Consider the following 21,624-nt stretch of genomic DNA (forward strand, 5'->3'; position numbering starts at 1 on the left):
AGGCCCGCCGCCGGGCCGCCGCCCTGCGCAGCGCGGCCTTCATGTCCCCGTGGCTGATCGGCTTCGCCGTCTTCTTCGCCTACCCCCTCGTGTCGACCGTGTACTTCTCCTTCACGAAGTACGACGGCTTCCGGCCGCCCTCCTTCAACGGGCTCGACAACTGGTCGTACGTGCTCACGCAGTACCCGCTGTTCTGGCCGGCGATGCGGAACACCCTGTGGCTGGTCGTGGTCGTGGTCGCCTGCCGGGTGGCCTTCGGCCTCGGGCTCGGCCTGCTCGTCACGAAGATCAAGACCGCGCCGGGGCTCTTCCGCACCCTCTTCTACCTGCCGTACCTGGCCCCGCCCGTGGCCGCGACCCTGGCCTTCGTCTTCCTGCTGAACCCGGGCACCGGTCCGGCGAACACCGTGCTCGGGGCGCTGGGCCTGCCCGAGCCGGGCTGGTTCACCGACCCGGCCTGGTCCAAGCCCGCGCTGACGGCGCTGGCCCTGTGGGGGATCGGCGACCTCATGGTCATCTTCATGGCCGCGCTGCTCGACGTACCGAAGGAGCAGTACGAGGCGGCGGAGCTGGACGGGGCCGGGGCCTGGGCCCGGTTCCGGCACATCACCCTGCCGAACATCTCGCCGATCGTGCTGTTCGCGGTGGTCACCGGCGTGATCCAGAGCATGCAGTACTACACGCAGCCGCTGGTGGCGGGGAAGGTGGCCGCGGGGGTGATCGGCGGCTCGGGACAGCAGTTCGAGCCCGGATACCCCGACAAGTCCACGCTGACCCTCCCCCAGCTCGTCTACAACGTCGGCTTCCAGCGCTTCGACTACGGCTCCGCCTGCGTGGTCGCGCTGGTGCTGTTCCTCCTCTCCATGGCCTTCACGGCCCTGCTGATGCGCCGGCGCGGCGGGCTGATCGGGACGGGTGACTGACATGGCCGCCAAGAGGCCCGTACTGCACTGGATCGCCGTGCACTCCCTCGGGGTGGCGGCCGCCCTGTTCTTCGTCCTGCCCTTCGTCTTCCTCTTCCTGACCTCGGTGATGAGCGGGCAGCAGGCGCTGACCCGCGACCTGTGGCCGCACACCTGGGAGTGGGGCAACTACGCGCGGGTGTGGCACACCCCCGGCTTCCTGACCTGGTGGCGCAACACCCTGCTGTACGCGGGCCTGGGCACGCTGCTGACGGTGTGCTCCTCGGTGCCCGTCGCCTACGCCCTGGCCAAGTTCCGCTTCCGGGGCCGGCGGCTGTCGCTCATGCTGGTGGTGGCGACGATGATGCTGCCGCCCCAGGTCGTGGTCATCCCCATGTACCTCTTCTGGGCGAAGCAGCTGGGGCTCTCCGGCACCCTGTGGCCGCTGATCCTGCCGATGGCCTTCGGCGACGCGTTCTCCGTCTTCCTGCTGCGGCAGTTCCTGCTGACCATCCCCGACGAGTACCTGGACGCGGCGAAGGTGGACGGCTGCGGGGAGCTGCGCACCCTGCTGAAGGTGGTGCTGCCGATGGCGAAGCCCGGCATCGCCGCGGTGGCCCTCTTCCAGTTCTTCGCCTGCTGGAACGACTACTTCGGCCCGCAGATCTACGCCTCGGAGAACCCGGGCGCGTGGACCCTCAGCTACGGCCTGGAGTCCTTCAAGGGCGCGCACCAGACCGACTGGAACCTCACCATGGCCGCGACCGTGCTGGTCATGGCCCCCGTGATCGTCCTCTTCTTCTTCGCGCAGAAAGCGTTCGTCGAGGGCGTCACCCTGACCGGAGTGAAAGGCTGACTTCGTTGAAACTCGCAGTGGTGGGCGGCGGCTCCACCTACACGCCCGAGCTGGTCGACGGTTTCGCCCGGCTGCGCGACACCCTTCCGGTCACCGAGCTGGTGCTCGTCGACCCGGCCGCGGACCGGCTGGAGCTCATCGGGGCGCTGGCCCGGCGGATCTTCGCCCGGCAGGGCCACCCCGGCACCGTGACCACCACCTCCGACCTGGACGCCGGGGTCGCGGACGCGGACGCGGTGCTGCTCCAGCTCCGCGTCGGCGGGCAGGCCGCCCGGCAGCAGGACGAGACCTGGCCGCTGGAGTGCGGCTGCGTCGGGCAGGAGACCACCGGGGCGGGCGGGCTGGCCAAGGCCCTGCGCACGGTCCCCGTGGTCCTCGACATCGCCGAGCGGGTGCGGCGCACCAACCCGGACGCCTGGATCATCGACTTCACCAACCCCGTGGGCATCGTGACCCGGGCGCTGCTCCGGGCCGGGCACAAGGCCGTGGGCCTGTGCAACGTGGCCATCGGCTTCCAGCGCCGGTTCGCCGCGATGCTGGACGTCTCCCCCGCCGAGGTGCACCTCGACCACGTCGGCCTCAACCACCTCACCTGGGAGCTGGGCGTGCGCCTCGGCGGCCCGGGGGGCCGGGACGTGCTGCCGGACCTGCTCGCCGGGCACGGCGAGGCCATCGCCGCCGACCTGCACCTGCCGCGGCCGCTGCTGGACCGGCTGGGCGTGGTCCCCTCGTACTACCTGCGGTACTTCTACGGGCACGACGAGGTGGTGCGCGAGCTGCGCGAGAAGCCCTCGCGGGCCGCGGAGGTGGCCGCCATGGAGGCCGAACTGCTGCGCCTGTACGCCGATCCCGCCCTGGACGAGAAGCCGGAGCTGCTGGCCAAGCGCGGCGGGGCCTTCTACTCGGAGGCCGCGGTGGACCTCGCGGCCGCCCTGCTGGGCGGCGGCGGCTCGCCCTTCCAGGTCGTCAACACGTACAACAACGGCACCCTGCCCTTCCTCCCCGACGACGCGGTGATCGAGGTGCAGGCCCGGGTCGGCGGACCGGAGGGCGCGGGCCCGGTCCCGCTCCCCGTGCCCCGGCTCGACCCCCTGTACGCGGGACTGGTCGCGCAGGTCACGGCGTACGAGGACCTGGCGCTGGACGCGGCGCTGCGCGGCGGCCGGGACCGGGTGTTCCGGGCCCTGCTCGCGCACCCGCTGGTCGGGCAGTACGCGCAGGCCGAGGCGCTGACGGACGCGCTGCTCGCCCACAACAAGGAGCACCTGGCGTGGGCGTGAGCACGACCGCGGACGCGGGTGCCGTGCTGCTGGCGATCGACGCGGGCAACAGCAAGACCGACGTGGCCTTCGTCGGCGCCGACGGGTCGGTGCTCGCGACCGCCCGCGGGGCGGGCTTCCGGCCCTGGGCCTCCGGGGCCGGCGCGGCCCTGGACCTGGTCGGCGCGGCCGTGGCCGAGGCCGCCGCCCGGGTGCCGGGGCTGGACTGGCCCGGCGGCGGGGTGCGGCACGTGTCGGCCTGCCTGGCCAACGCGGACCTGCCGGTGGAGGAGTTGGAGCTCGCCGAGGCGCTGGCCGCGCGCGGCTGGGGCCGCACGGTCGAGGTGCGCAACGACACCTTCGCGGTGCTGCGGGCCGGGGTGGACGCCCCGCGCGGGGTGGCCGTGGTGTGCGGGGCCGGGATCAACTGCGTGGGCATGCTGCCGGACGGGCGGACCGCGCGGTTCCCCGCCCTCGGGATGATCTCCGGGGACTGGGGCGGCGGGGGCGGCCTGGCCGAGGAGGCCCTGTGGCACGCGGCGCGGGCGGCCGACGGCCGCGGCGGGCCCACCGCCCTGGCGGACGCCCTGCCGGAGCACTTCGGGCTGGGGTCGATGGGGGAGCTCATCGAGGCGCTGCACCTGGGCGCGGTGCCCCGCGCGCGGATCCACGAACTGGTGCCGGTGCTCTTCGCGGCGGCCGCCGCCGGGGATGCGGCGGCCCGGGGCCTGGTGCACCGGCAGGCGGACGAGGTGGTCGCCATGGTGACGGTGGCGCTGCGCCGGCTGGACTCGCTGGCGGAGGACCTGCCGGTGCTGCTGGGGGGCAGCGTACTGGCGGCCGGACATCCGGAACTCAACGGGCGGATCCGGGCATTGCTCGCGGAGGCGGCTCCGCGGGCGGAGGTCTCGGTGGTCACCGCCCCGCCGGTGCTGGGCGCCGCCCTGCTGGGTCTGGACGCGGTGGCCGCGGACCCGGCGGCGCACGCGAAGCTGCGGGCCCACTTCGGGTGAACAGCGGCCCGTCACTGGGCAGTTGTGGAACCGTGGCGGGCCCGCCGGGCGTGTGGACGGGAGGGGGCGGGACCGCCGGCGAGGACAAGATCGGGACATTGATGCTGTGGATGTCGGCCGGGACGGCCATACTGCTGGCCGGGCGGCCGTCGCCCGGTCCGGCGGCAGGCCGCCGGGCAGACACCCGCCGTCCACGACCGAGGGGGAGGTCAGGTGACATACGCACCGAGCACGCCCGCGGCGCCGCCCGCGGCCGGCGACCGGCCGCCGCCCGGGCGGGACAGCGCCTGGGCGGAGGCCCTCGCGCGGCTGCGTGCGGCGGCGACCACCGAGCCCGGGCGGCTGCGCCTCATCGGGGCGGTCCTGGCCGCGCTGGTGGTGCTGTTCGGGGCGGTCACGGCCTGGCAGATCGCCGACCGGGCGGCCGCGGCGGAGGACGTGGTGAGCCGCAGCCAGCCGCTGAGCGCGGACGCGGCCAGCATCTACCGCTCGCTGGCGGACGCGGACACGGCCTCCTCCAGCGGGTTCCTGGCCGGCGGCCAGGAGTCCCGGGTGCTGCGGGACCGGTACCTGAAGGACATCTCCAACGCCTCGAAGCTGCTGGTGAAGGCGGCGGCGAACACCGAGGGCTCCGCCCAGTCGCAGCGTGAGATAGCCCTGCTGGGCGAGCAGCTGCCGCAGTACACGGGCCTGATCGAGCAGGCCCGCGCCAACAACCGGCAGGGCCTCCCGCTGGGGGGCGCGTACCTGCGCTACGCCGACGAGCGGATGAGCAAGCAGCTGCTGCCCGCGGCCCAGCGGCTGTACGAGGCGGAGACCGGGCGGCTGTACCGGGACTACGAGCAGGCGGACAGCTGGCCGGTGGCGGCGCTGGCCGCCGGACTGCTGGCGATCGGCGTCCTGGTGTGGGCGCAGCGGCGCAACTTCCTGCGCACCAACCGCGTGTTCAACCACGGGATGCTCGCCGCGACCGCGGCCGCCGTGGTGGTGCTCCTGTGGCTGGCCGTGGGCCACGCCGTGGCCCGCACGGACCTGGGCACCTCGCGGTCGGACGGCCAGGAGTCGCTGAAGGTCCTCAACGACGCCCGGATCAGCTCCCTCCAGGCCCGGGCCAACGAGAACCTCACACTGGTCTCGCGGGGGGCGGTCCTCGCCGCGGACAAGAAGTCCGACAAGTACGACGTGGACTTCGCGGGGAACATGGCCGGACTGGACTCCGGCCTGGCGCGCGCGGCCCGGCTCGCGGACGACGAGGCGGGCGCCGAGCCGGTGAGCCGCGCGATGGCGGCCGTACGGGAGTGGCAGGCGCGGCACCAGGCCGCCCGGGCCACCGACGTCAAGGGCGACTACGAAGGCGCGCTGGTGCAGGTCATCGGCGGCCGGGACAGCACCGGGGCCTCGTTCGACAAGGTGGACGCGGCGTTGCAGCAGGCCCTCGCGCACGAGCAGCGGGAGTTCTCCGAGGCGGCCCGGGACGGGCTCGGGGCCTTCGGCGGGCTGGCGGCGGGCGCGGTGGTGCTGGCGCTGCTGGGCGCGGTGGCCTCCCTGCTCGGTATCGGCCGACGGCTTTCGGAGTACAGGTGAGATGCGGATGCGCATGAGGCGAAGGGAGCCGGACTCCGTGGCCAGAGCCCGGGGGCTGCGCGGCTGGGGCGGCGTGACGGGGATGGCGGCCGCCTGCGCGCTGACGGCCGCGGCGGTGCTGCTGCCGCTGCACCGGCACGGCGGCGCCGCCGGGGCCGGCGCCCCGGCGGCCCCCCGGGCGACCGGGCTGGTGCAGCAGTCGGAGGCCGACACGTGCACGGACCCGGAGGCGAGCCTGCGGCCGTCCGCGGCGGACGGGCCGGCCATCGCGCGGATCAAGGCGGCGGGGCGGCTGGTCGCGGGCATCGACCAGAACAGCTACCGCTGGGGTTACCGCAATCCGGTCACCGGCCGCCTCGAAGGCTTCGACATCGACCTGGTCAAGGCGCTGGCCAAGGACATCCTGGGCGACGAGGACGCGGTCATCTACCGGGCCATCCCGACCAGCCAGCGGATCCCCGCCCTGAAGGAGGGCCGGGTGGACGTGGTGGTGCGGACCATGACGATCAACTGCAAGCGGCTGGCGGACGTCGCGTTCTCCACCGCGTACTTCGAGACCGGCCCGCAGGTGCTCGTGCCGAAGGGCTCCCCGATCACCGGCTACGACCGCTCGCTCAAGGGCCACCGGATCTGCTCGGCGAGCGGTTCCACCGCCGAGACGGCGCTGAAGTCGCGGTCCTTCGGCGCGGACATCTCGGTGACCGTGCCCAACCAGCTGGACTGCCTGGTGCGGCTCCAGCTGGGCGAGGTGGACGGGATGGTCACGGACAACGCGCTCGCGGCGGGCCTGGCCGCGCAGGACCCCACGGTCCGGCTGGTGGGCAGGCCGTTCCGCACCGAGTACTACGGGATCGCCATGAACAAGGGTGCGGAGGACCTGGTGCGCCGGGTCAACAAGGTCCTCGAAGGCTACCGGCAGGGCGGGGCCGGGAGCCCCTGGATGACGGCCTACCGCAAGTGGCTGGCCGCCGACCTGCCGGGCATCACGGGCCCGCCGGCCCCCAAGTACCGGTCGTCCTGACCCCGGAACCGGCAGGCGGACATGCACCCGAGGACCGGACCGGCAGGCCCGGCACACGCGACGCGCACGGCAGAACCGACAGGCACGACAGACACAGCAGACCCGACAGCAGCACACGCAGCAGACGCAGCAGACAAGGCACGCACGGCAGAGAGGGCGTCCATGGCCGGCACGGAATCCTTTCCCGGCTCCGCGGAAGGGCCCGCGGGCCCGGTGATGGACCGGGACGAGGTGGACCGTGCGCTGGCCCGGCTGGACGCCGAGCACGAGGCCGTCGAGACCTCGCTCCTCGCGCTCCAGGACCACGCGGGCCGCAGGCTGCTGGAGGGCGCCGAGCTGACCGGGCTGACCCGGGAGCGGTGGGCCGTCGCGGAGGCCGCGATCACCCGCCTGTGGACCTGCTTCGACGCCTACGCGGACGCCCTCAAGCAGGCCCGTGCGATCCGCGAACGGCGGCGCTGGGCCGGCCGCGAGGAGCTGGTGGCCCTCACCGGGCTGCTGCGCGGGCGCGGCGTGACCCTGCCGGGCGGCACGGACGGCTCCGCCCTCGCCGAGCGGTTCACCCTGGCCGAGCTGGTGGCCCGGATGAACGAGCTGTACGCGAGCTCCCTGGACACGGTGGTGGCGGCGGACGCGGTGTGGTCGGCCCTGCCCGCCCGCATCGACCTGCTCGCCGCCGAACTGCACCGCACCCGCACCCTGGCCCACCAGGTGGGGGTCCGCCCCGGCGAGCACCCCTCGGGCGACGACCTGGAGGACATCACCGCCGAGCTGGCCGCGCTGCGCGCCGAGGTGATCTCGGACCCGCTGGCCTTCTGGCAGCCGGCGGCCGGCAGTTCGGCCCCCGGCGGCGGCCGCCCCGACACCGCCCGCTACGACCGGGCCGCCCGCGCCCTGGAGGACGTACGGCGGGAGGTGGAGGCGGTGCTCGCGGTGCGGCAGGACGCCGAACAGCGGCTGGTCGGGCTGCGGGACGTGCTGTCGCGGGCCGACCGGACCCTCGCCGAGGCGCGGACCGCCCGCGGGGAGGTGCTCGCGAAGATCGCCGCCTCCGAGGTGCCGGCCGTGAGCGGACCGCCGACGGCGCTCCAGGAACAGCTGGCCGCGGCGGCCGAGTACCGGCGCAACGCGCAGTGGCACCGGCTGTCCCCGCTGCTGGAGTCCCTGGAGCGGCGGGCCGAGGACGAACTGCTGCGGGCCCGAGAGTCCCTGACCGCGGTCACCGCCCCGCTGGCCGTGCGCGCCGAGCTGCGCGGCCGGCTGGACGCGTACCGGGCGAAGGTGGCCCGGCACGGGCTGGCGGAGGACCTGCTGCTGACGGAGCGCTACGACACCGCCCGCCGGATGCTGTGGAGCGCCCCGTGCGATCTGCGGGCGGCCGGCCAGGCGGTGCTGCGCTACCAGCAGGCGGCGGCCGAGATGCTGGCGCCGCGGCCCTACGAGCCGCAGGACCGGCCGCCCGTACCGGCGGACGGTGCCGCGGACGCACCCGAGGAGGGGGCATGAGCGAGATGCCGGCGGCCGTCGCGGGATCGGCGTGCCGGCGCCCGGACTGCCCGGGCGCCTACGAGGACATGGGCGGCGGCGAGCTGTACTGCGACGCCTGCGGGCTGGCCCCGCAGGCGTCGGTCCCGGCGGGCGGGGCGGGCGGGGCGGAGCCGCTGGTCTCGCCGCCGACCGGGATGACGAGCCCGGCCCGCGGTTCGCGGGGCTCCCAGGGCTCGCAGGGATCGGTCTCGGCGCGTTCGGCCTCGGCCCGCTCCTCCACCTCCCGCCGCTCGGTGTCGGGGCGGCTGTCGCGTTCGCTGACGGGCGCGTCGGTGTCCACCCGGTCGGTGTCGGTGCGCAGCACGGGCACCGGGACCAGCGGGCTGTCGCGCAACCGGCTGGGTGCCGGCCTGGTCACGGTGCCGGAGGTGCCGCGGCCGGACCCCTCGACGGCGGTGCTGGAGAACCCGGAGGTGCCGGAGCGGAAGCGGTTCTGCTCGCGGTCGGACTGCGGTGCCCCGGTGGGCCGTTCGCGCGGGGACCGGCCCGGCCGCACCGAGGGTTTCTGCACCAAGTGCGGGCACCCCTACTCCTTCGTGCCGAAGCTGCGCGCGGGCGACGTGGTGCACGGGCAGTACAAGGTGGCGGGCTGTCTGGCGCACGGCGGTCTGGGCTGGGTGTACCTGGCGGTGGACCGTGCGGTGTCGGACCGCTGGGTGGTGCTCAAGGGCCTGCTGGACACCGGCGACCAGGACGCGATGGCGGCGGCGATCTCGGAGCGGCGCTTCCTCGCGGAGATCGAGCACGCCAACATCGTCCGCATCTACAACTTCGTCGAGCACCTCGACCACCGCACCGGCTCCCTCGACGGCTACATCGTCATGGAGTACGTCGGCGGCAAGTCGCTCAAGGAGATAGCGAACGAGCGGCGCCGCCCCGACGGCAGGCGCGATCCGCTGCCGGTGGAGCAGGCCTGCGCGTACGGGATCGAGGCCCTGGAGGCCCTCGGGCACCTGCACAGCCGCAACCTGCTGTACTGCGACTTCAAGGTCGACAACGCGATCCAGCAGCAGAACCAGCTGAAGCTGATCGACATGGGCGCGGTCCGGCGGATGGGCGACAACAAGTCCGCCCTGTACGGCACGGTGGGCTACCAGGCCCCCGAAGTGGCCGAGCTGGGCGCCTCGGTGGCCTCCGACCTGTACACGGTCGGGCGCACCCTGGCCGTGCTGACCTTCGACTTCCAGGGCTACACGAACGTGTTCGTGGACAGCCTGCCCGACCCCGAGCACATCGAGGTGTTCCGGCGGTACGAGTCCTTCTACCGGCTGCTGGTGCGGGCCACGGACCCGGACCCGGGCCGCCGGTTCGCCTCGGCGCAGGAGATGGCCGAGCAGCTGACGGGGGTGCTGCGGGAGGTGGTGGCGCTCCAGACCGGCCGTCCGCGGCCGCAGCTGTCCACCCTCTTCGGCGCGGAGCTGCGGGTGCCGGACACGGATCTGTTCGCGGAACGGGGTACGGAGGTCTCCCGGCTGGGCGACCGGCCGGTGCCGCAGCGGCGCGGTCTGCTGCGGCGGGCGCTGCGGGGCGGGACGGGCCCGGCGGGCGGTCCGGGGGCTCCGGGCGCTCCGGGTACGGCGGCGGAGTCCGCGGGAGCGTCCGCCGGGCTGTCCGCGGGGCTGTCCGCGGGTGCAGTGCCGGCCCAGGGCGGCCCCGCCGGCGGGGTGACGGCCGTGGTGCCGGCGGGCGCCGCGTTCGGCGGGCCGGGCGAGGGGCTGCCGACCTCGGCCACGCACGTGGCGGCCGGCGCGGGCGGGACCGGCGCGGCCGCCTCCGCGTACGGGCCGGGGCCGGGCGGATCCGGCGCGCCGGGGAACCCGTACGGGCCGGCCGCCGGGCACGGGACGGCGGTGCCCGCGCCGCGGCCGTCCGGCGAACCGGCCGCCACCGCCGGGGACGGGACCGGGCCCGGCGGGTCCGGGGCACCGGGGGCCGGCATGCTCGCCCCGCTCGACCCGCCCGGGACGGCGCTCGCCCTGCCCGAGCCGCTGGTGGACCCGTCGGACCCCAACGCGGGCTTCCTCGCGGGCCTCACGGGCACGGCCCCCGCCGACCTGCTCGGCGCCCTGGCCGCGGCCCCGGCCGACTCCGTGGAACTGCGCCTGCGGGAGCTGCGGGCCCGCCTGGAGCTGGGGCAGCAGGACGTGGCCGCACGTGCGCTGACCGAGCTGGAACAGCGCCACCCCGACGACTGGCGCGTGGTCTGGTCCCGCGGGATCGCGGCCCTGGCCACCGGGGACGACGAGCTCGCGGCGCTGTCCTTCGACGCCGTCTACGACGCCTTCCCCGGCGAGCCCGCGCCGAAGCTGGCGCTCGGCTTCTGCGCCGAGGTGCTGGGCCAGCTGGACAACGCCGCCGAGTACTACCGCCTGGTGTGGAGCACCGATCCGGGTTTCGTGAGCGCGGCGTTCGGGCTGGCGCGGGTCCGGCTCGCGACCGGCGACCGGGCCGGGGCGGTGGAGGTCCTGGAGTCCGTGCCGCCGACGTCCATCCACTACACCGCCGCGCGCGTCGCGGCGGTGCGGGCCCGGCTGCGCGACCGGTCGGCCCGGGAGGAGCTGCTCGCCGATCTGACGGCCGCGGCAGGGCAGTTGGAGGAGCTGCGGCGGTTCAAGCTGGACGCGGTGCGGCACGAGCGGCTGTCCACCGAAGTTCTGGGCACGGCGCTCGACTGGGTACTGTCGGGTAGCCGGGGTGCACATCCCGGACAGACTTCGCTGCTCGGCAGCCAACTGGACGAGCGGGGGCTGCGCTTCGGCCTGGAGCGCTCCTACCGCGTGCTCGCCCGGCTGGCGCAGGACGGCGAGGAGACGATCGAACTGGTGGAGCGGGCAAACCGTTTCCGTCCCCGAACGTGGGTGTGAGTTATGGCTCGGATGAACCGGCAGTCGGGCTGCCCCAGCTGCGCGGAGCCGCTGGAGGAGGAGGACCGCTTCTGCGGCCGGTGCGGGTACTCCCTCGCGGCCCCGCCCTCCCTGGAAGACCGCCCCACGGTCCCCCTGACGGGTCCCCGCCCGGCCCCGGCCGCGGCCGCCTGGGCCGCACCGGCCCCGGGCCCGGCCGACTGGGCGACGGCGGCGGTCCCGGGCGGGCACTCCCTGGCGGGGCCGGGTGCGGGTGCACCGGGGGCCCCGGCCGGGCCGCCGGCCGGGGACGGGCACGGCGGCTTCGGCGGCGCGCCGTTCGGCTCCGCGGAGCCCTTCCCCTCCGGACCCGTCCGGTTCGACGGCCCCGACTACGCCCTCCCCCCGGCCGCCGCGCACGGGCCGGCGGACGGTCCCGGGTACGGGCCGGGCCCCGGCGGGCAGCCGTCCGGTCACCCGTACGCCGCACCGGGGCACGCGCCCGGCCCCCTGTCCGGCGCGGGCCCGGACCACGGCGGCTTCCCGCCCGCGGGTCCGGGCGGCCCCCCCTTCGGCGCCCCCGCGGCCTCCGGCCACCCGGTCCCGCCCGGTCCCCCCGGCCACGGTGACCAGGGCCGCCCCGAGGGCGGCCCCGAGGGCTTTCCGGCCGCGGCCCACGGCGAGTTCCCGGCCGCCGGCCGGGACGCGGCGCCCGGGGCGGGCGGGGACGGCACCCCCGCCGCCAAGGCCTGCGTGGCCTGCCGGTCCGGGTGGGTGGACACCGACGGGTACTGCGAGCACTGCGGGCACGCGCAGCCGCGGGAGCGGGACCACGTGGAGGAGGAGCTCTGCAGTGTGGCCGCGGTCAGCGACCGCGGCCTGCGCCACCACCGCAACGAGGACGCCTTCGCGGTGGCCGCCACCAGCCTGCCGGACGGTTCCACCGCCACCGTGGCCATCGTGTGCGACGGGGTGTCCTCCGCCAGCAGGCCCGACGACGCCTCCGCGGCGGCCGCGGCCGCCGCGAACGAGTCCCTGCTGGAGTCCCTGCCCCGCGGCACCCACCCCCAGCAGGCCATGCACCAGGCCATCCTCACGGCCGGGGCCGCCGTCACCGCCCTGGCCCCGGAACTGCCCGGCCAGCAGAACGCCCCCGCCTGCACCCTGGTGGGCGCGGTGTCCATGGGCGGGGTCCTCGTCATCGGCTGGGTCGGCGACAGCCGCGCGTACTGGGTCCCCGACGACCGCAGCACCCCACCCGCCCGGCTCACCGAGGACGACTCCTGGGCCGCGCAGATGGTCGCGGCGGGGCTGATGGGCGAGGCCGAGGCCTACGCCGACGTACGCGCGCACGCCATCACCGGCTGGCTCGGCGCCGACGCGTACGAGCTCGAACCGCACACCGCCGCCTTCAAGCCCGACCGGCCCGGCGTGGTCCTCGTCTGCACGGACGGCCTCTGGAACTACGCGGAGTCCGCCGCCGACATGGCCCGGGTCCTGCCCGCCGACGCCGCCGGGCACCCGCTGCACAGCGCCCGGGTGCTGGTGGGGCACGCCCTGGACGGGGGCGGCCACGACAACATCACCGTGGCCGTGCTGCCGTTCCCCGGGCCGCCCCGCCCCTGAGGCGCACCACCGACGTTCTCCAAGGAGCCGAACGAATGGCCAATTTCGCCAAGCCCACGGCCCCGCGGTTCGCCGTGGAGGTGTACCAGAACGCCCACCTGCCCGAGGGCGGGCGGGAGGTCAGCGCCATCGTCACCGTGCAGTCCACCGGCGGGGCCAAGCTGGCCCCGGCCGGATCCGGCGGTCCGGGCCCCGGCTCGGCCGTCGTCCTGATGGTCGACTGCTCGGGGTCCATGGACTACCCGCCCGAGAAGATGCGCAGCGCCCGGGACGCCACCGCGGCGGCCGTGGACACCCTGCGCGACGGGACCGCGTTCGCGGTGGTCGCGGGCACCCACGAGGCGAAGGACGTCTACCCCGGCGGCGGTCGGATGGCGGTGGCCGACGCCCGTACCCGCGAGGAGGCCAAGACGGCGCTGCGCCGGCTGTCCGCGGGCGGCGGCACCGCCATCGGCACCTGGCTGCGGCTCGCGGAACGCCTGTTCGCCGGCACCGGGGCCGCCATCCGGCACGGCATCCTGCTGACCGACGGCCGCAACGAGCACGAGTCCCCCGAGGCGCTGGCCGCGGCCCTGGCCGCCTGCGAGGGCCGCTTCACCTGCGATGCCCGCGGGGTCGGCTACGACTGGGAGGTCAAGGAGGTCACCGGCATCGCGCGGGCCCTGCTGGGCACCGCCGACATCGTGCCCGAGCCGGCCGGCCTGGCCGCCGATTTCACGGGGATGATGGAGAAGGCGATGGGCAAGGAGGTCGCGGACGTGGCCCTGCGCCTGTGGACCCCCGTCGGCGCGGAGGTCCTGTTCGTCAAGCAGGTCGCCCCCGCCGTGGTGGACCTGACCGGCCGCCGCACCGAGGCGGGCCCGCGGGCCGGGGACTATCCGACCGGTTCCTGGGGGGACGAGTCCCGCGACTACCACGTCGGCGTCCGGGTGTCCCCGGCCGGCCTGGGCCAGGAGATGCTGGCGGCCCGCGCCTCGCTGGTCCGCCCCGGCCCCGCGGGGGGCGCCCCGGACGTGCTGGCCCACGGCCTGATCCGCGCCGTGTGGACCGACGACGTGGCCGAATCCACCGCGATCAACCCGCAAGTGGCGCATTACACAGGCCAGGCGGAGCTGGCCGAGGCGATCCAGGAGGGGCTGGAAGCCCGCAAATCAGGAGATTTCGACGGGGCCACGGCCAAGCTGGGCCGTGCCGTGCAACTGGCGAGTGCATCGGGGAACGAGGACACTGCGAAACTGCTCGCGAAGGTGGTCGACGTCGTCGATGCCGCGGCAGGTACTGTGCGGCTGAAGGCGAAGGTTACGGATGCGGACGAGATGACTCTCGAAACGCGTTCGACGAAGACCGTTCGAGTGAAGAAGTCCTGAATTGCGGCCCGACGGGGGCCTGGCAGGGAGAGGGGGAAGGGCCGACATGCCGACCTGCCCGAACGGACACCCATCGGTCTCCGACGACTGGTGCGAGGTCTGCGGCATCCGCATGGCGGGAACGGGGGCGCCCGCCGGCGCCACCCCTCCCCCGCCGCCCTCCTACGGCGGCGGCGGATACGGCTTCCCCCCGGCCGGGGGCGAGCCCACCGCTCAGGCCGAACTCTGCCCGCAGTGCCGCACCCCGCGCGAGGCCATGGCCCCGTACTGCGAGGAGTGCCGGTACCACTTCCTGACCCGCCAGGCCACCGCCTACAACCCGGCGGGCCCGCCGCTCGGCGGCCCCGGGCACCCGCAGGCCCCCGGCCACCCGCAGGCCCCGGGACACCCGGGCGCGCCCGGCCCCGGCGGCCCGCACACCGGCCCCGGCATGAACGTGCCTCCCGGCTTCCCGCCGCCCGCCCAGGCGCAGCGCCCGCAGCCCCCGTACGACGAGTACCAGGGCTCGCGGCCCTCCCAGGTGCACCGGACCGCCGAGCAGCTGGGCCCGGAGGCCCCGACCGGGCAGCGCCCGCCCGGCCTGCACCCGAACGCGCCCGTGCTGCCGCCGCTGCCCGGCTTCGAACAGCCCGCCCCGCAGGCCCCGCACCGGCAGCGCCCGCCGCAGCCCGCCCCGCAGCAGACCGGCGGGGACGACTGGATGCTGCCGCCCCCCGGGCAGCAGGGCGGTGGCGCACCGTTCCGGCAGCACCCCGGCCAGGGCCACCCCGGGCAGCCGCAGGGCAACCCCTTCCAGGGCGGGCACCCCGGCCAGGCCGGGGCGTTCGCGGACCGCAGCGGCAACTGGTCGGCGACCATCGGCCCCGACCGCTCGTACTTCATGGCGATGATGCGGCGCAGCGGCCCCGAGGCCGCCGGGCTGAACCTGCCCGCGTACGCCCCCGAGCAGCACCTGCCGCTGGCCGGCGGGCAGATCACCATCGGCCGCCGCCGGGTGACCACCGGCGAGGCCCCGGACATCGACCTGTCCGTGCCGCCGGAGGACCCGGGCGTCTCGCACCAGCACGCCGTGCTGGTGCAGCAGCCGGACGGCGGCTGGGCGGTCGTGGACCAGAACTCCACCAACGGCACCACGATCAACGGCGGCGAGGAACCGATCCAGCCGTACGTCCCGGTCCCGCTCGCGGACGGGGACCAGGTGCACGTCGGCGCCTGGACCACCATCACGGTCCGCCGCGGCTGATCCCGCGCCACCCGGCCGGGGCCGGTGCTTCACCCGTCCCCGGCGCGCTCCCCCAGGGGCCATGTGTAGGGCCCCTGGGGATCGTCGAGCCAGGCCCACTGGCGCCCGTCCGCCACGGTCACCCCGAAGCGCTCCCGGCCCGGCCGCCCCTCGTGCCGCCACAGGTCCAGCGCCTCCCGCGCCCCGAGCGCACCACCGGTCAGCGCCAGCATGAACTGGAAGCGCTCGTTCTCCAGCACCTCGTACGGCAGTCCGCCCGGCGGGTGGGAGCCGTGGTGCACCCGGGCGCCCCCGCGCAGCGGCACGAAGTAGGCGGAGGTGTGCAGGAAGCGGCCCTCCGCGAAGGCGGCGTCACGCACCCGCAGGGCGATCAGCCCCGTGGCCATCGGGGCCAGGATCCGCGCCCCGGGCCGGCACTGGCCCAGCCAGGCGTACGGGACCAGCGGCAGGGTGCAGGTGGCGATGACCCGGTCGAAGGGGGCGCGGGCCGGGCAGCCCCGGGCGCCGTCCCCCGTGACCACTTCCGGGTGGTAGCCCAGCAGCGCGAGGTGCGAGCGGGCCGCCTCGGTGATCTCCTCGTCCAGGTCCACCGTCGTGACCAGCTCGTCGCCGAGCCGGTGGCAGAGCAGGGCCGCGTTGTACCCGGTGCCGGTGCCGATCTCCAGGACGTGCTGCCCGTCGTGCACGTCGAGGGCCTCCAGCATCTTCGCCATCAGGGAGGGCTGGCTGCTGGAGGAGACCAGCTCCCCGTCGCGCACCCGGGTGGCCAGCGGGGCGTCCGTGTACACCCCGCGCAGCCAGCGCGCCCGCCGGGCGGGGTCCGGGTCCTCGCCCCACAGCCGTTCGTGGCCGGCCCCGCGGCCCTCGAAGAAGTACGGGACGAAGACGTGCCGCGGCACCGCCTCGAAGGCGGCCCGCCACGCGGGATCGGACAGCACCCCGGCGGCGGTCAGCTCCCGCACCTGCGCGGCGTGGGCGGTGGCCCTGAGGTCCCGCGCACCGGCCGCGCGTGCGCTGCGTGCGCCCATGGGTCCACTGTCCTGCGCGGCGGGCTCGAAGGCGAGCGCAGAGTGGTCCGAGGACCGGAGTACTCCGTCCGGGCGTCTGAGACGATGGTCGGGTGAACGAGAATCCGCAGGACACGCTTCAGGAGCAGACCTTCTTCGAGCAGGTGGGCGGCGAGGAGACCTTCCGCCGTCTGGTCCGGCGCTTCTACGAGGGGGTCGCCGAGGACCCGCTGCTGCGTCCGATGTACCCGGAGGAGGACCTCGGCCCGGCCGAGGAGCGCTTCGCCCTGTTCCTCATGCAGTACTGGGGCGGGCCCACCACGTACAGCGAGAACCGCGGGCACCCGCGGCTGCGCATGCGGCACGCGCCCTTCGTGGTGGACCGGGCCGCGCACGACGCGTGGCTGCGTCACATGCGGGACGCGGTGGACGAGCTGGGACTCTCCCCCGAGCACGAGCAGCAGCTGTGGCGCTACCTGACCTACGCGGCCGCCTCGATGATGAACACCCCGGGCTGACCCGGGGCCGATCCCCGGCGATGGCTGCGGCCCCGGGCCGGGGCGGCGGATCAGCGCGGGCTGACCTGGAGCGCGCCGAGACCGCCGCCGCCGGGCCGCCGGGTGGCGACGGAGCCGTACGGGGTGCGCAGGCGCAGCCAGGTGCCGGAGGCGAGCAGGGCCACCGGCTCGGGTGCGCCGGGGGCGGTCTGACCGGCGGGCACGGGGGTGCGCACCGGCCGCAGGAAGCCGAGGGCCTGCGCGGCGTGCACGGCGCGCAGCGGCAGCTCGGTGGTGCCGAGGGTGCGGGACCAGATCTCGCGGCCGATCCGGTCGCGTTCGGCCCGGGTGCGCCGCTCGGGCGGCAGGGCCTCGTCCCGGGCCCGGAACTCGGCGACGGCCGCGGCGACCGCGGCGCGCATCGGTTCGGGTCCGGGCAGTCCCGGAACCTGCTGCCAGCCACCGCGGGGCGGCAGCAGCCCGGCCCACGGGGGGCCGGTGACGGCGGCGGGCACGGGAGCCGTGCCGGCCGTCTCGTCGATGCCTTCGAGCAGCTCGCCCGCGGAGACGGTGCGGTCCAGCTGCACGGGGGCGGCGAGCCGGGCCGTGCGGATGGCGAGCACCTCGAAGGAGGGCGGGCGGCCGAAGACGGCGAGCGCGCCGCCGCCGCCCTGCAGGCGGACGGCAGCGGCGCGGTCGTAGTGCACCAGCCGGCCCAGGAAGGCGGCGAGGTCCGCCGCCTCCCCGGAATCGGCGAAGCGCAGCAGGTCGGTCATGCCGCCGGCACCGACGTGGCCGAGTCGTCCACGTACTCCTGGAGGAACGAGCGCTCCTCCTCGGTGATGCGGCGCGGGCGCTGCGACTCGAGGTCGAAGGGGACGACGACGGTGGACGCGCTGACGTACACCGTGTCCTCGTCCTTGACCTCGTAGGCGATGGTCAGCGAGGCCGCGCCTATCTTCGTCACCCAGGATTCGATGGTGACCGGTTCGTGCCGGTGCACCAGCGGCCGCTTGTAGTCGATCTCGTGGCGGGCCACGACGGACCCGCCCTGGAACGACTGCGAGCCGTTCCCCGGCGCCAGCCGGAACATGAAGTCGATGCGCGCCTCCTCCAGGTAGCGGAGGAAGACGACGTTGTTGACGTGCCCGAAGGCGTCCATGTCCGACCAGCGCAGGGGGCACCGGTAGATGTGGCGGGCCATGCTCAGCCTCGCGTCAGCTTCTTGTAGGTGGCGCGGTGCGGACGGGTGGCGTCCGGGCCGAGCCGCTCGACCTTGTTCTTCTCGTAGGACTCGAAGTTGCCCTCGAACCAGAACCACTTCGAGTCGCCCTCGTAGGCCAGGATGTGCGTGGCCACTCGGTCCAGGAACCAGCGGTCGTGGGAGACGACCACGGCGCAGCCGGGGAAGTCGAGGAGCGCGTTCTCCAGGGAGGACAGGGTCTCGACGTCGAGGTCGTTGGTCGGCTCGTCGAGGAGCAGCAGGTTGCCGCCCTGCTTGAGGGTGAGCGCGAGGTTCAGGCGGTTGCGCTCACCGCCGGAGAGCACGCCGGCCGGCTTCTGCTGGTCCGGGCCCTTGAAGCCGAACGCGGAGACGTAGGCGCGGGAGGGCATCTCGACCTGGCCCACGTTGATGTAGTCCAGCTCGTCCGACACGACCGCCCAGAGGGTCTTCTTGGGGTCGATGTTGGCGCGGCCCTGGTCGACGTACGAGATCTTGACGGTCTCGCCGACCTTGATGTCGCCGGAGTCCGGGGTCTCCAGGCCCTGGATCATCTTGAACAGCGTGGTCTTGCCCGCGCCGTTCGGACCGATGATGCCGACGATGCCGTTGCGCGGCAGGGTGAAGGAGAGGTCGTCGATGAGGACCTTCTCGCCGAAGGCCTTGGAGAGGTTGTTGACCTCGACGACGATCGAGCCCAGGCGCGGGCCCGGCGGGATCTGGATCTCCTCGAAGTCCAGCTTCCGCATCTTCTCGGCCTCGGCGGCCATCTCCTCGTAGCGGGCCAGACGCGCCTTGGACTTGGCCTGGCGGCCCTTGGCGTTGGAGCGGACCCACTCCAGCTCTTCCTTGAGGCGCTTCTGGCGCTTCTCGTCCTTCTTGCCCTCGACCTTGAGGCGCTCGGCCTTCTTCTCGAGGTAGGTCGAGTAGTTGCCCTCGTACGGGTGGGCGCGGCCGCGGTCGAGCTCCAGGATCCACTCGGCGACGTTGTCGAGGAAGTAGCGGTCGTGGGTGACCGCCACCACGGCGCCCTTGTACTGGGCGAGGTGCTGCTCCAGCCAGTTCACGGACTCGGCGTCGAGGTGGTTGGTGGGCTCGTCGAGGAGCAGCAGGTCGGGGGCCTCCAGCAGCAGCTTGCAGAGGGCCACGCGGCGCTTCTCGCCACCGGAGAGGTTGGTGACCGGCCAGTCGCCGGGCGGGCAGCCCAGGGCGTCCATGGCCTGCTCCAGCTGGGCGTCGAGGTCCCAGGCGTTGGCGTGGTCCAGGTCCTCCTGGAGCTTGCCCATCTCCTCCATCAGCTCGTCGGTGTAGTTCGTCGCCATTTCCTCGGCGATCGCGTTGAACCGGTCGAGCTTGCCCTTGATCTCGGCGACACCGTTCTGGACGTTCTCCAGGACGGTCTTGGACTCGTCGAGCTTGGGCTCCTGCATGAGGATGCCGACGGAGTAGCCCGGCGCCAGGAAGGCGTCGCCGTTGGACGGCTGCTCCAGACCGGCCATGATCTTCAGGACGGTGGACTTACCGGCACCGTTCGGGCCGACCACACCGATCTTGGCTCCCGGCAGGAAGTTCAGGAAGACATCGTCAAGGATCACCTTGTCGCCGTGCGCCTTGCGCGTCTTGCGCATGGTGTAGATGTACTCAGCCAAGAGAAACCGTCCGGCAGATCGATGGGTGGGCAGTACACCCCATCTTGCCGTACGTCCATCCCCCGGCGGAAACCCGTGTGGTCAGGGCCCGGGGGCACCGCCCCGGCACCGGGCCGCCCGGCGGCGGCCCGCGCCCGCTACCGGCCGGGGTCCTCCGAGGGACGGCTGCGCAGGGCCAGGACCACGCCCGCGCCCAGCACCACCAGGCCCACGGCCAGGGCCGCGATCACCGGTGTGGCGGCGGAGCTGCCGCTCGCCGCCAGCCGCTCCTCGTCCGCCGCGGCCGCCGTCTGCCCGGCGAGCTGCGGGGCCGGGGCGCCCGGGGCAGCCAGGACCGCGGCCGGGGAGGCGGAGCTCCGGGGCTCGGGGACCGGCGCCCAGACCGCCGTGGCGGTGGCCGCGGTGACGGACTCGCTGGACCCGGCGACGACCTGCGCCTGGTCCCCGGCGCCGCCGGTGAGCACCCGGCCGACGGGGACCCCGGTGGCGCCCTGCACGGTCACCGAGGCCGTGCCGTCCTCGGTGCCGGCGGGCACCACGAACCACAGCTTGGTGCCGTTGTGCGCCGAGGCCAGCGGGTCGCCGTCCTTGTCCACGATCCGCACCCCGTGGGCGAGGGCCGCCGCGTCCGGGGTCACCGTCACGCTCTGTGCGCGGGTGCGGACCGTCACGGGGCCGATCAGGCTGCCGGCCTTCCCGGCCACGGACCCCGGCTGGAGGCTGAGGGAGGCGGGCGGCTCGGCAGACCTGCGCGCGGCCTTCTGGAGGTAGTCGGCCAGCTTCTCGGCGGCGGGATCGACGGCCTCCACCGGGACCCGGTCGGCGATCCGCCAGATCGCGACCTGGGTGCCGGCGGCCGCGCTCTCGGCGGTGAGGCTGCCGGCCCCGGCGGCCCGGGCGAGCCCGGCGAGGTCGTTGCGCTGCGGGTAGGAGTGCTCCAGGATCCAGCGGATCCGCCCGGCCTCGCGGTTGCCGGCCAGCGGCCCGGCGGCCCAGGGGGTCTCGGTGTAGCGGGTCTCGCGCTGCGCGAGGCTCTTGACGCCCAGCCCGTAGGTCTGGAGGGTGCCGCCGCCCTCGACCCGCATCTCGTACAGCCCGGCGGGGATGCGCTGCTCCCCCTGCGGCCCGCGCAGCACGGCCTGCCCGGCCGCGGCGGTGAGCCCGTCGAGCACGGCGGTGGTCCCGGCCTGCCGGTCGGGCGCCCCCACGGCGGCGGCGGCGCCGACGCCGACGGGCGCGACGAGGACCGCGGCGAGCAGGGCCACGGCGACCGGCCGCCGCACCCCGGCGGTTGCGGCGCCCCGGGGGGCGGGCGGAACCGCGGCGGCCGCCTCCGCGGCACCCGGGCAGGCGGCGGTCGGCCCGGCGCAAGCGGAACCGGAAGCGGTGTCCGGGAGGAGGGGCGCAACGGCATACGGAACGTCCGCCGGGACGACGGCAGGACCGGCGGCAGGAACCGCAGGAGCAGGAGGAACAGCAGCAGGAGGAACGGCGGGAACGGCAGCAGACACAGTCTTCCCCTTCGGGCCAAAGACCCACGTGCCCATGAGTACCGGGGAATCCTAGCGCTCTCGAACACTCAGACCACCGCCGCCTTCTGAGCTTCAGTCAGTGCCGAGTCCGCCTTGACCACCCGTCTGAACGCCGCGGTTCCCCGGGAGAGGTCATGGCCCACGGAGAGCGCGTCCACCTCGGCGGAGACCCACCGCCTGCCCTCCCCGGCCTCCTCGTCGCGCACCCGCAGCCGGCCGTGCACCAGCAGGGGTTCGCCGACCGATACGGATCCGGCCAGGTTCGCCGCCAGCGCGCGTTTCGCCCAGACGGTGTAGAAGCTCGTGGGCCCGTCGGCCCAGGCCTCTTTCCGGCGGTCCAGATACCGCGACCGGACCGCGATCCGGAACCTGGCCACGGCCCCCGTCGGCGTCTCCCGGTAGTCGACCCGGGTCGCCGCGTGCCCCACCAGCGTCACCAGGGTTTCGTTCATCCC

Annotated in this window: 18 protein-coding genes; 12 read left to right on the plus strand and 6 right to left on the minus strand. The window is 74.8% G+C overall.

Going from position 1 to position 21,624, the window contains the following annotated elements; all coding sequences use genetic code 11:
• Positions 1 to 41 precede the first annotated feature (41 nt).
• From ACZ407_RS03940 to ACZ407_RS03990, 11 genes are all read left to right on the plus strand, one after another.
• Positions 42 to 923, plus strand: coding sequence for a carbohydrate ABC transporter permease (locus tag ACZ407_RS03940; RefSeq protein ID WP_468125478.1), 882 nt, complete (start codon positions 42 to 44; stop codon positions 921 to 923).
• 1 nt (position 924) lies between these two features.
• Positions 925 to 1,758 (plus strand): carbohydrate ABC transporter permease, encoded by an 834-nt coding sequence (locus tag ACZ407_RS03945; RefSeq protein ID WP_468125244.1) that lies wholly within the window; start codon positions 925 to 927, stop codon positions 1,756 to 1,758.
• Between the two features lie 5 nt (positions 1,759 to 1,763).
• Positions 1,764 to 3,038, plus strand: a complete 1,275-nt coding sequence (locus ACZ407_RS03950; protein ID WP_468125246.1) for a 6-phospho-beta-glucosidase — start codon at positions 1,764 to 1,766, stop codon at positions 3,036 to 3,038.
• Entirely contained in the window at positions 3,035 to 4,030 is a 996-nt protein-coding gene (locus ACZ407_RS03955; protein ID WP_468125248.1) for an N-acetylglucosamine kinase, read from the plus strand. The genes ACZ407_RS03950 and ACZ407_RS03955 overlap by 4 nt, the downstream gene beginning before the upstream one ends.
• 213 nt (positions 4,031 to 4,243) lie before the next feature.
• Positions 4,244 to 5,614: a hypothetical protein gene (locus tag ACZ407_RS03960; RefSeq protein ID WP_468125249.1), complete on the plus strand. Its 1,371-nt coding sequence runs from the start codon at positions 4,244 to 4,246 to the stop codon at positions 5,612 to 5,614.
• 13 nt (positions 5,615 to 5,627) lie between these two features.
• Positions 5,628 to 6,635, plus strand: coding sequence for a glutamate ABC transporter substrate-binding protein (locus ACZ407_RS03965; RefSeq protein ID WP_468125251.1), 1,008 nt, complete (start codon positions 5,628 to 5,630; stop codon positions 6,633 to 6,635).
• Between the two features lie 162 nt (positions 6,636 to 6,797).
• A complete protein-coding gene (locus ACZ407_RS03970) occupies positions 6,798 to 8,141 on the plus strand; it encodes a coiled-coil domain-containing protein (protein ID WP_468125253.1) in 1,344 nt (447 codons plus the stop codon).
• A complete protein-coding gene (locus ACZ407_RS03975; RefSeq protein ID WP_468125254.1) occupies positions 8,138 to 11,047 on the plus strand; it encodes a serine/threonine-protein kinase in 2,910 nt (969 codons plus the stop codon). The genes ACZ407_RS03970 and ACZ407_RS03975 overlap by 4 nt, the downstream gene beginning before the upstream one ends.
• A gap of 3 nt (positions 11,048 to 11,050) precedes the next feature.
• Positions 11,051 to 12,652, plus strand: a complete 1,602-nt coding sequence (locus tag ACZ407_RS03980; protein ID WP_468125256.1) for a protein phosphatase 2C domain-containing protein — start codon at positions 11,051 to 11,053, stop codon at positions 12,650 to 12,652.
• 35 nt (positions 12,653 to 12,687) lie between these two features.
• Positions 12,688 to 14,019 carry a vWA domain-containing protein gene (locus ACZ407_RS03985; protein ID WP_468125257.1) on the plus strand — a complete coding sequence of 444 codons (1,332 nt, stop codon included), beginning with the start codon at positions 12,688 to 12,690 and terminating at the stop codon, positions 14,017 to 14,019.
• 46 nt (positions 14,020 to 14,065) lie between these two features.
• Positions 14,066 to 15,262: an FHA domain-containing protein gene (locus ACZ407_RS03990; protein WP_468125259.1), complete on the plus strand. Its 1,197-nt coding sequence runs from the start codon at positions 14,066 to 14,068 to the stop codon at positions 15,260 to 15,262.
• Between the two features lie 29 nt (positions 15,263 to 15,291).
• Here the strand turns inward: ACZ407_RS03990 and ACZ407_RS03995 are convergent, their stop codons facing one another.
• Entirely contained in the window at positions 15,292 to 16,290 is a 999-nt protein-coding gene (locus ACZ407_RS03995; RefSeq protein ID WP_468125260.1) for a methyltransferase domain-containing protein, read from the minus strand.
• Between the two features lie 92 nt (positions 16,291 to 16,382).
• Between ACZ407_RS03995 and ACZ407_RS04000 the strand changes: the two genes are divergently transcribed.
• The gene (locus ACZ407_RS04000; RefSeq protein ID WP_468125261.1) at positions 16,383 to 16,787 is read left to right on the plus strand and encodes a globin; all 405 of its coding nucleotides are present in this window, start codon (positions 16,383 to 16,385) and stop codon (positions 16,785 to 16,787) included.
• 50 nt (positions 16,788 to 16,837) lie between these two features.
• Here the strand turns inward: ACZ407_RS04000 and ACZ407_RS04005 are convergent, their stop codons facing one another.
• From ACZ407_RS04005 to ACZ407_RS04025, 5 genes are all read right to left on the minus strand, one after another.
• The gene (locus ACZ407_RS04005) at positions 16,838 to 17,542 is read right to left on the minus strand and encodes a DUF8010 domain-containing protein (protein WP_468125263.1); all 705 of its coding nucleotides are present in this window, start codon (positions 17,540 to 17,542) and stop codon (positions 16,838 to 16,840) included.
• Positions 17,539 to 17,970 (minus strand): acyl-CoA thioesterase, encoded by a 432-nt coding sequence (locus ACZ407_RS04010; RefSeq protein ID WP_468125264.1) that lies wholly within the window; start codon positions 17,968 to 17,970, stop codon positions 17,539 to 17,541. The genes ACZ407_RS04005 and ACZ407_RS04010 overlap by 4 nt, the downstream gene beginning before the upstream one ends.
• 2 nt (positions 17,971 to 17,972) lie before the next feature.
• Positions 17,973 to 19,637, minus strand: coding sequence for an energy-dependent translational throttle protein EttA (gene ettA / locus ACZ407_RS04015; protein ID WP_468125265.1), 1,665 nt, complete (start codon positions 19,635 to 19,637; stop codon positions 17,973 to 17,975).
• A gap of 137 nt (positions 19,638 to 19,774) precedes the next feature.
• On the minus strand, positions 19,775 to 20,920 hold the full coding sequence (locus ACZ407_RS04020; RefSeq protein WP_468125267.1) for a thioester domain-containing protein: 1,146 nt from the start codon (positions 20,918 to 20,920) through the stop codon (positions 19,775 to 19,777).
• Between the two features lie 296 nt (positions 20,921 to 21,216).
• Positions 21,217 to 21,621 carry a single-stranded DNA-binding protein gene (locus tag ACZ407_RS04025; protein WP_468125268.1) on the minus strand — a complete coding sequence of 135 codons (405 nt, stop codon included), beginning with the start codon at positions 21,619 to 21,621 and terminating at the stop codon, positions 21,217 to 21,219.
• Positions 21,622 to 21,624: the final 3 nt, after the last annotated feature.

This window comes from Streptomyces sp. NPDC030809 (genome assembly GCF_055572195.1).

Coding starts and splice junctions, on each gene's coding strand:
- ACZ407_RS03965 (WP_468125251.1), top strand. CDS start 5,628: ATGAGGCGAAGGGAGCCGGACTCCGTGGCCAGAGCCCGGGGGCTGCGC.
- ACZ407_RS03940 (WP_468125478.1), top strand. CDS start 42: ATGTCCCCGTGGCTGATCGGCTTCGCCGTCTTCTTCGCCTACCCCCTC.
- ACZ407_RS03995 (WP_468125260.1), bottom strand. CDS start 16,290: ATGGGCGCACGCAGCGCACGCGCGGCCGGTGCGCGGGACCTCAGGGCC.
- ACZ407_RS03945 (WP_468125244.1), top strand. CDS start 925: ATGGCCGCCAAGAGGCCCGTACTGCACTGGATCGCCGTGCACTCCCTC.
- ACZ407_RS03980 (WP_468125256.1), top strand. CDS start 11,051: ATGGCTCGGATGAACCGGCAGTCGGGCTGCCCCAGCTGCGCGGAGCCG.
- ACZ407_RS04025 (WP_468125268.1), bottom strand. CDS start 21,621: ATGAACGAAACCCTGGTGACGCTGGTGGGGCACGCGGCGACCCGGGTC.
- ACZ407_RS03970 (WP_468125253.1), top strand. CDS start 6,798: ATGGCCGGCACGGAATCCTTTCCCGGCTCCGCGGAAGGGCCCGCGGGC.
- ACZ407_RS04005 (WP_468125263.1), bottom strand. CDS start 17,542: ATGACCGACCTGCTGCGCTTCGCCGATTCCGGGGAGGCGGCGGACCTC.
- ACZ407_RS04010 (WP_468125264.1), bottom strand. CDS start 17,970: ATGGCCCGCCACATCTACCGGTGCCCCCTGCGCTGGTCGGACATGGAC.
- ACZ407_RS03975 (WP_468125254.1), top strand. CDS start 8,138: ATGAGCGAGATGCCGGCGGCCGTCGCGGGATCGGCGTGCCGGCGCCCG.
- ACZ407_RS03985 (WP_468125257.1), top strand. CDS start 12,688: ATGGCCAATTTCGCCAAGCCCACGGCCCCGCGGTTCGCCGTGGAGGTG.
- ACZ407_RS03990 (WP_468125259.1), top strand. CDS start 14,066: ATGCCGACCTGCCCGAACGGACACCCATCGGTCTCCGACGACTGGTGC.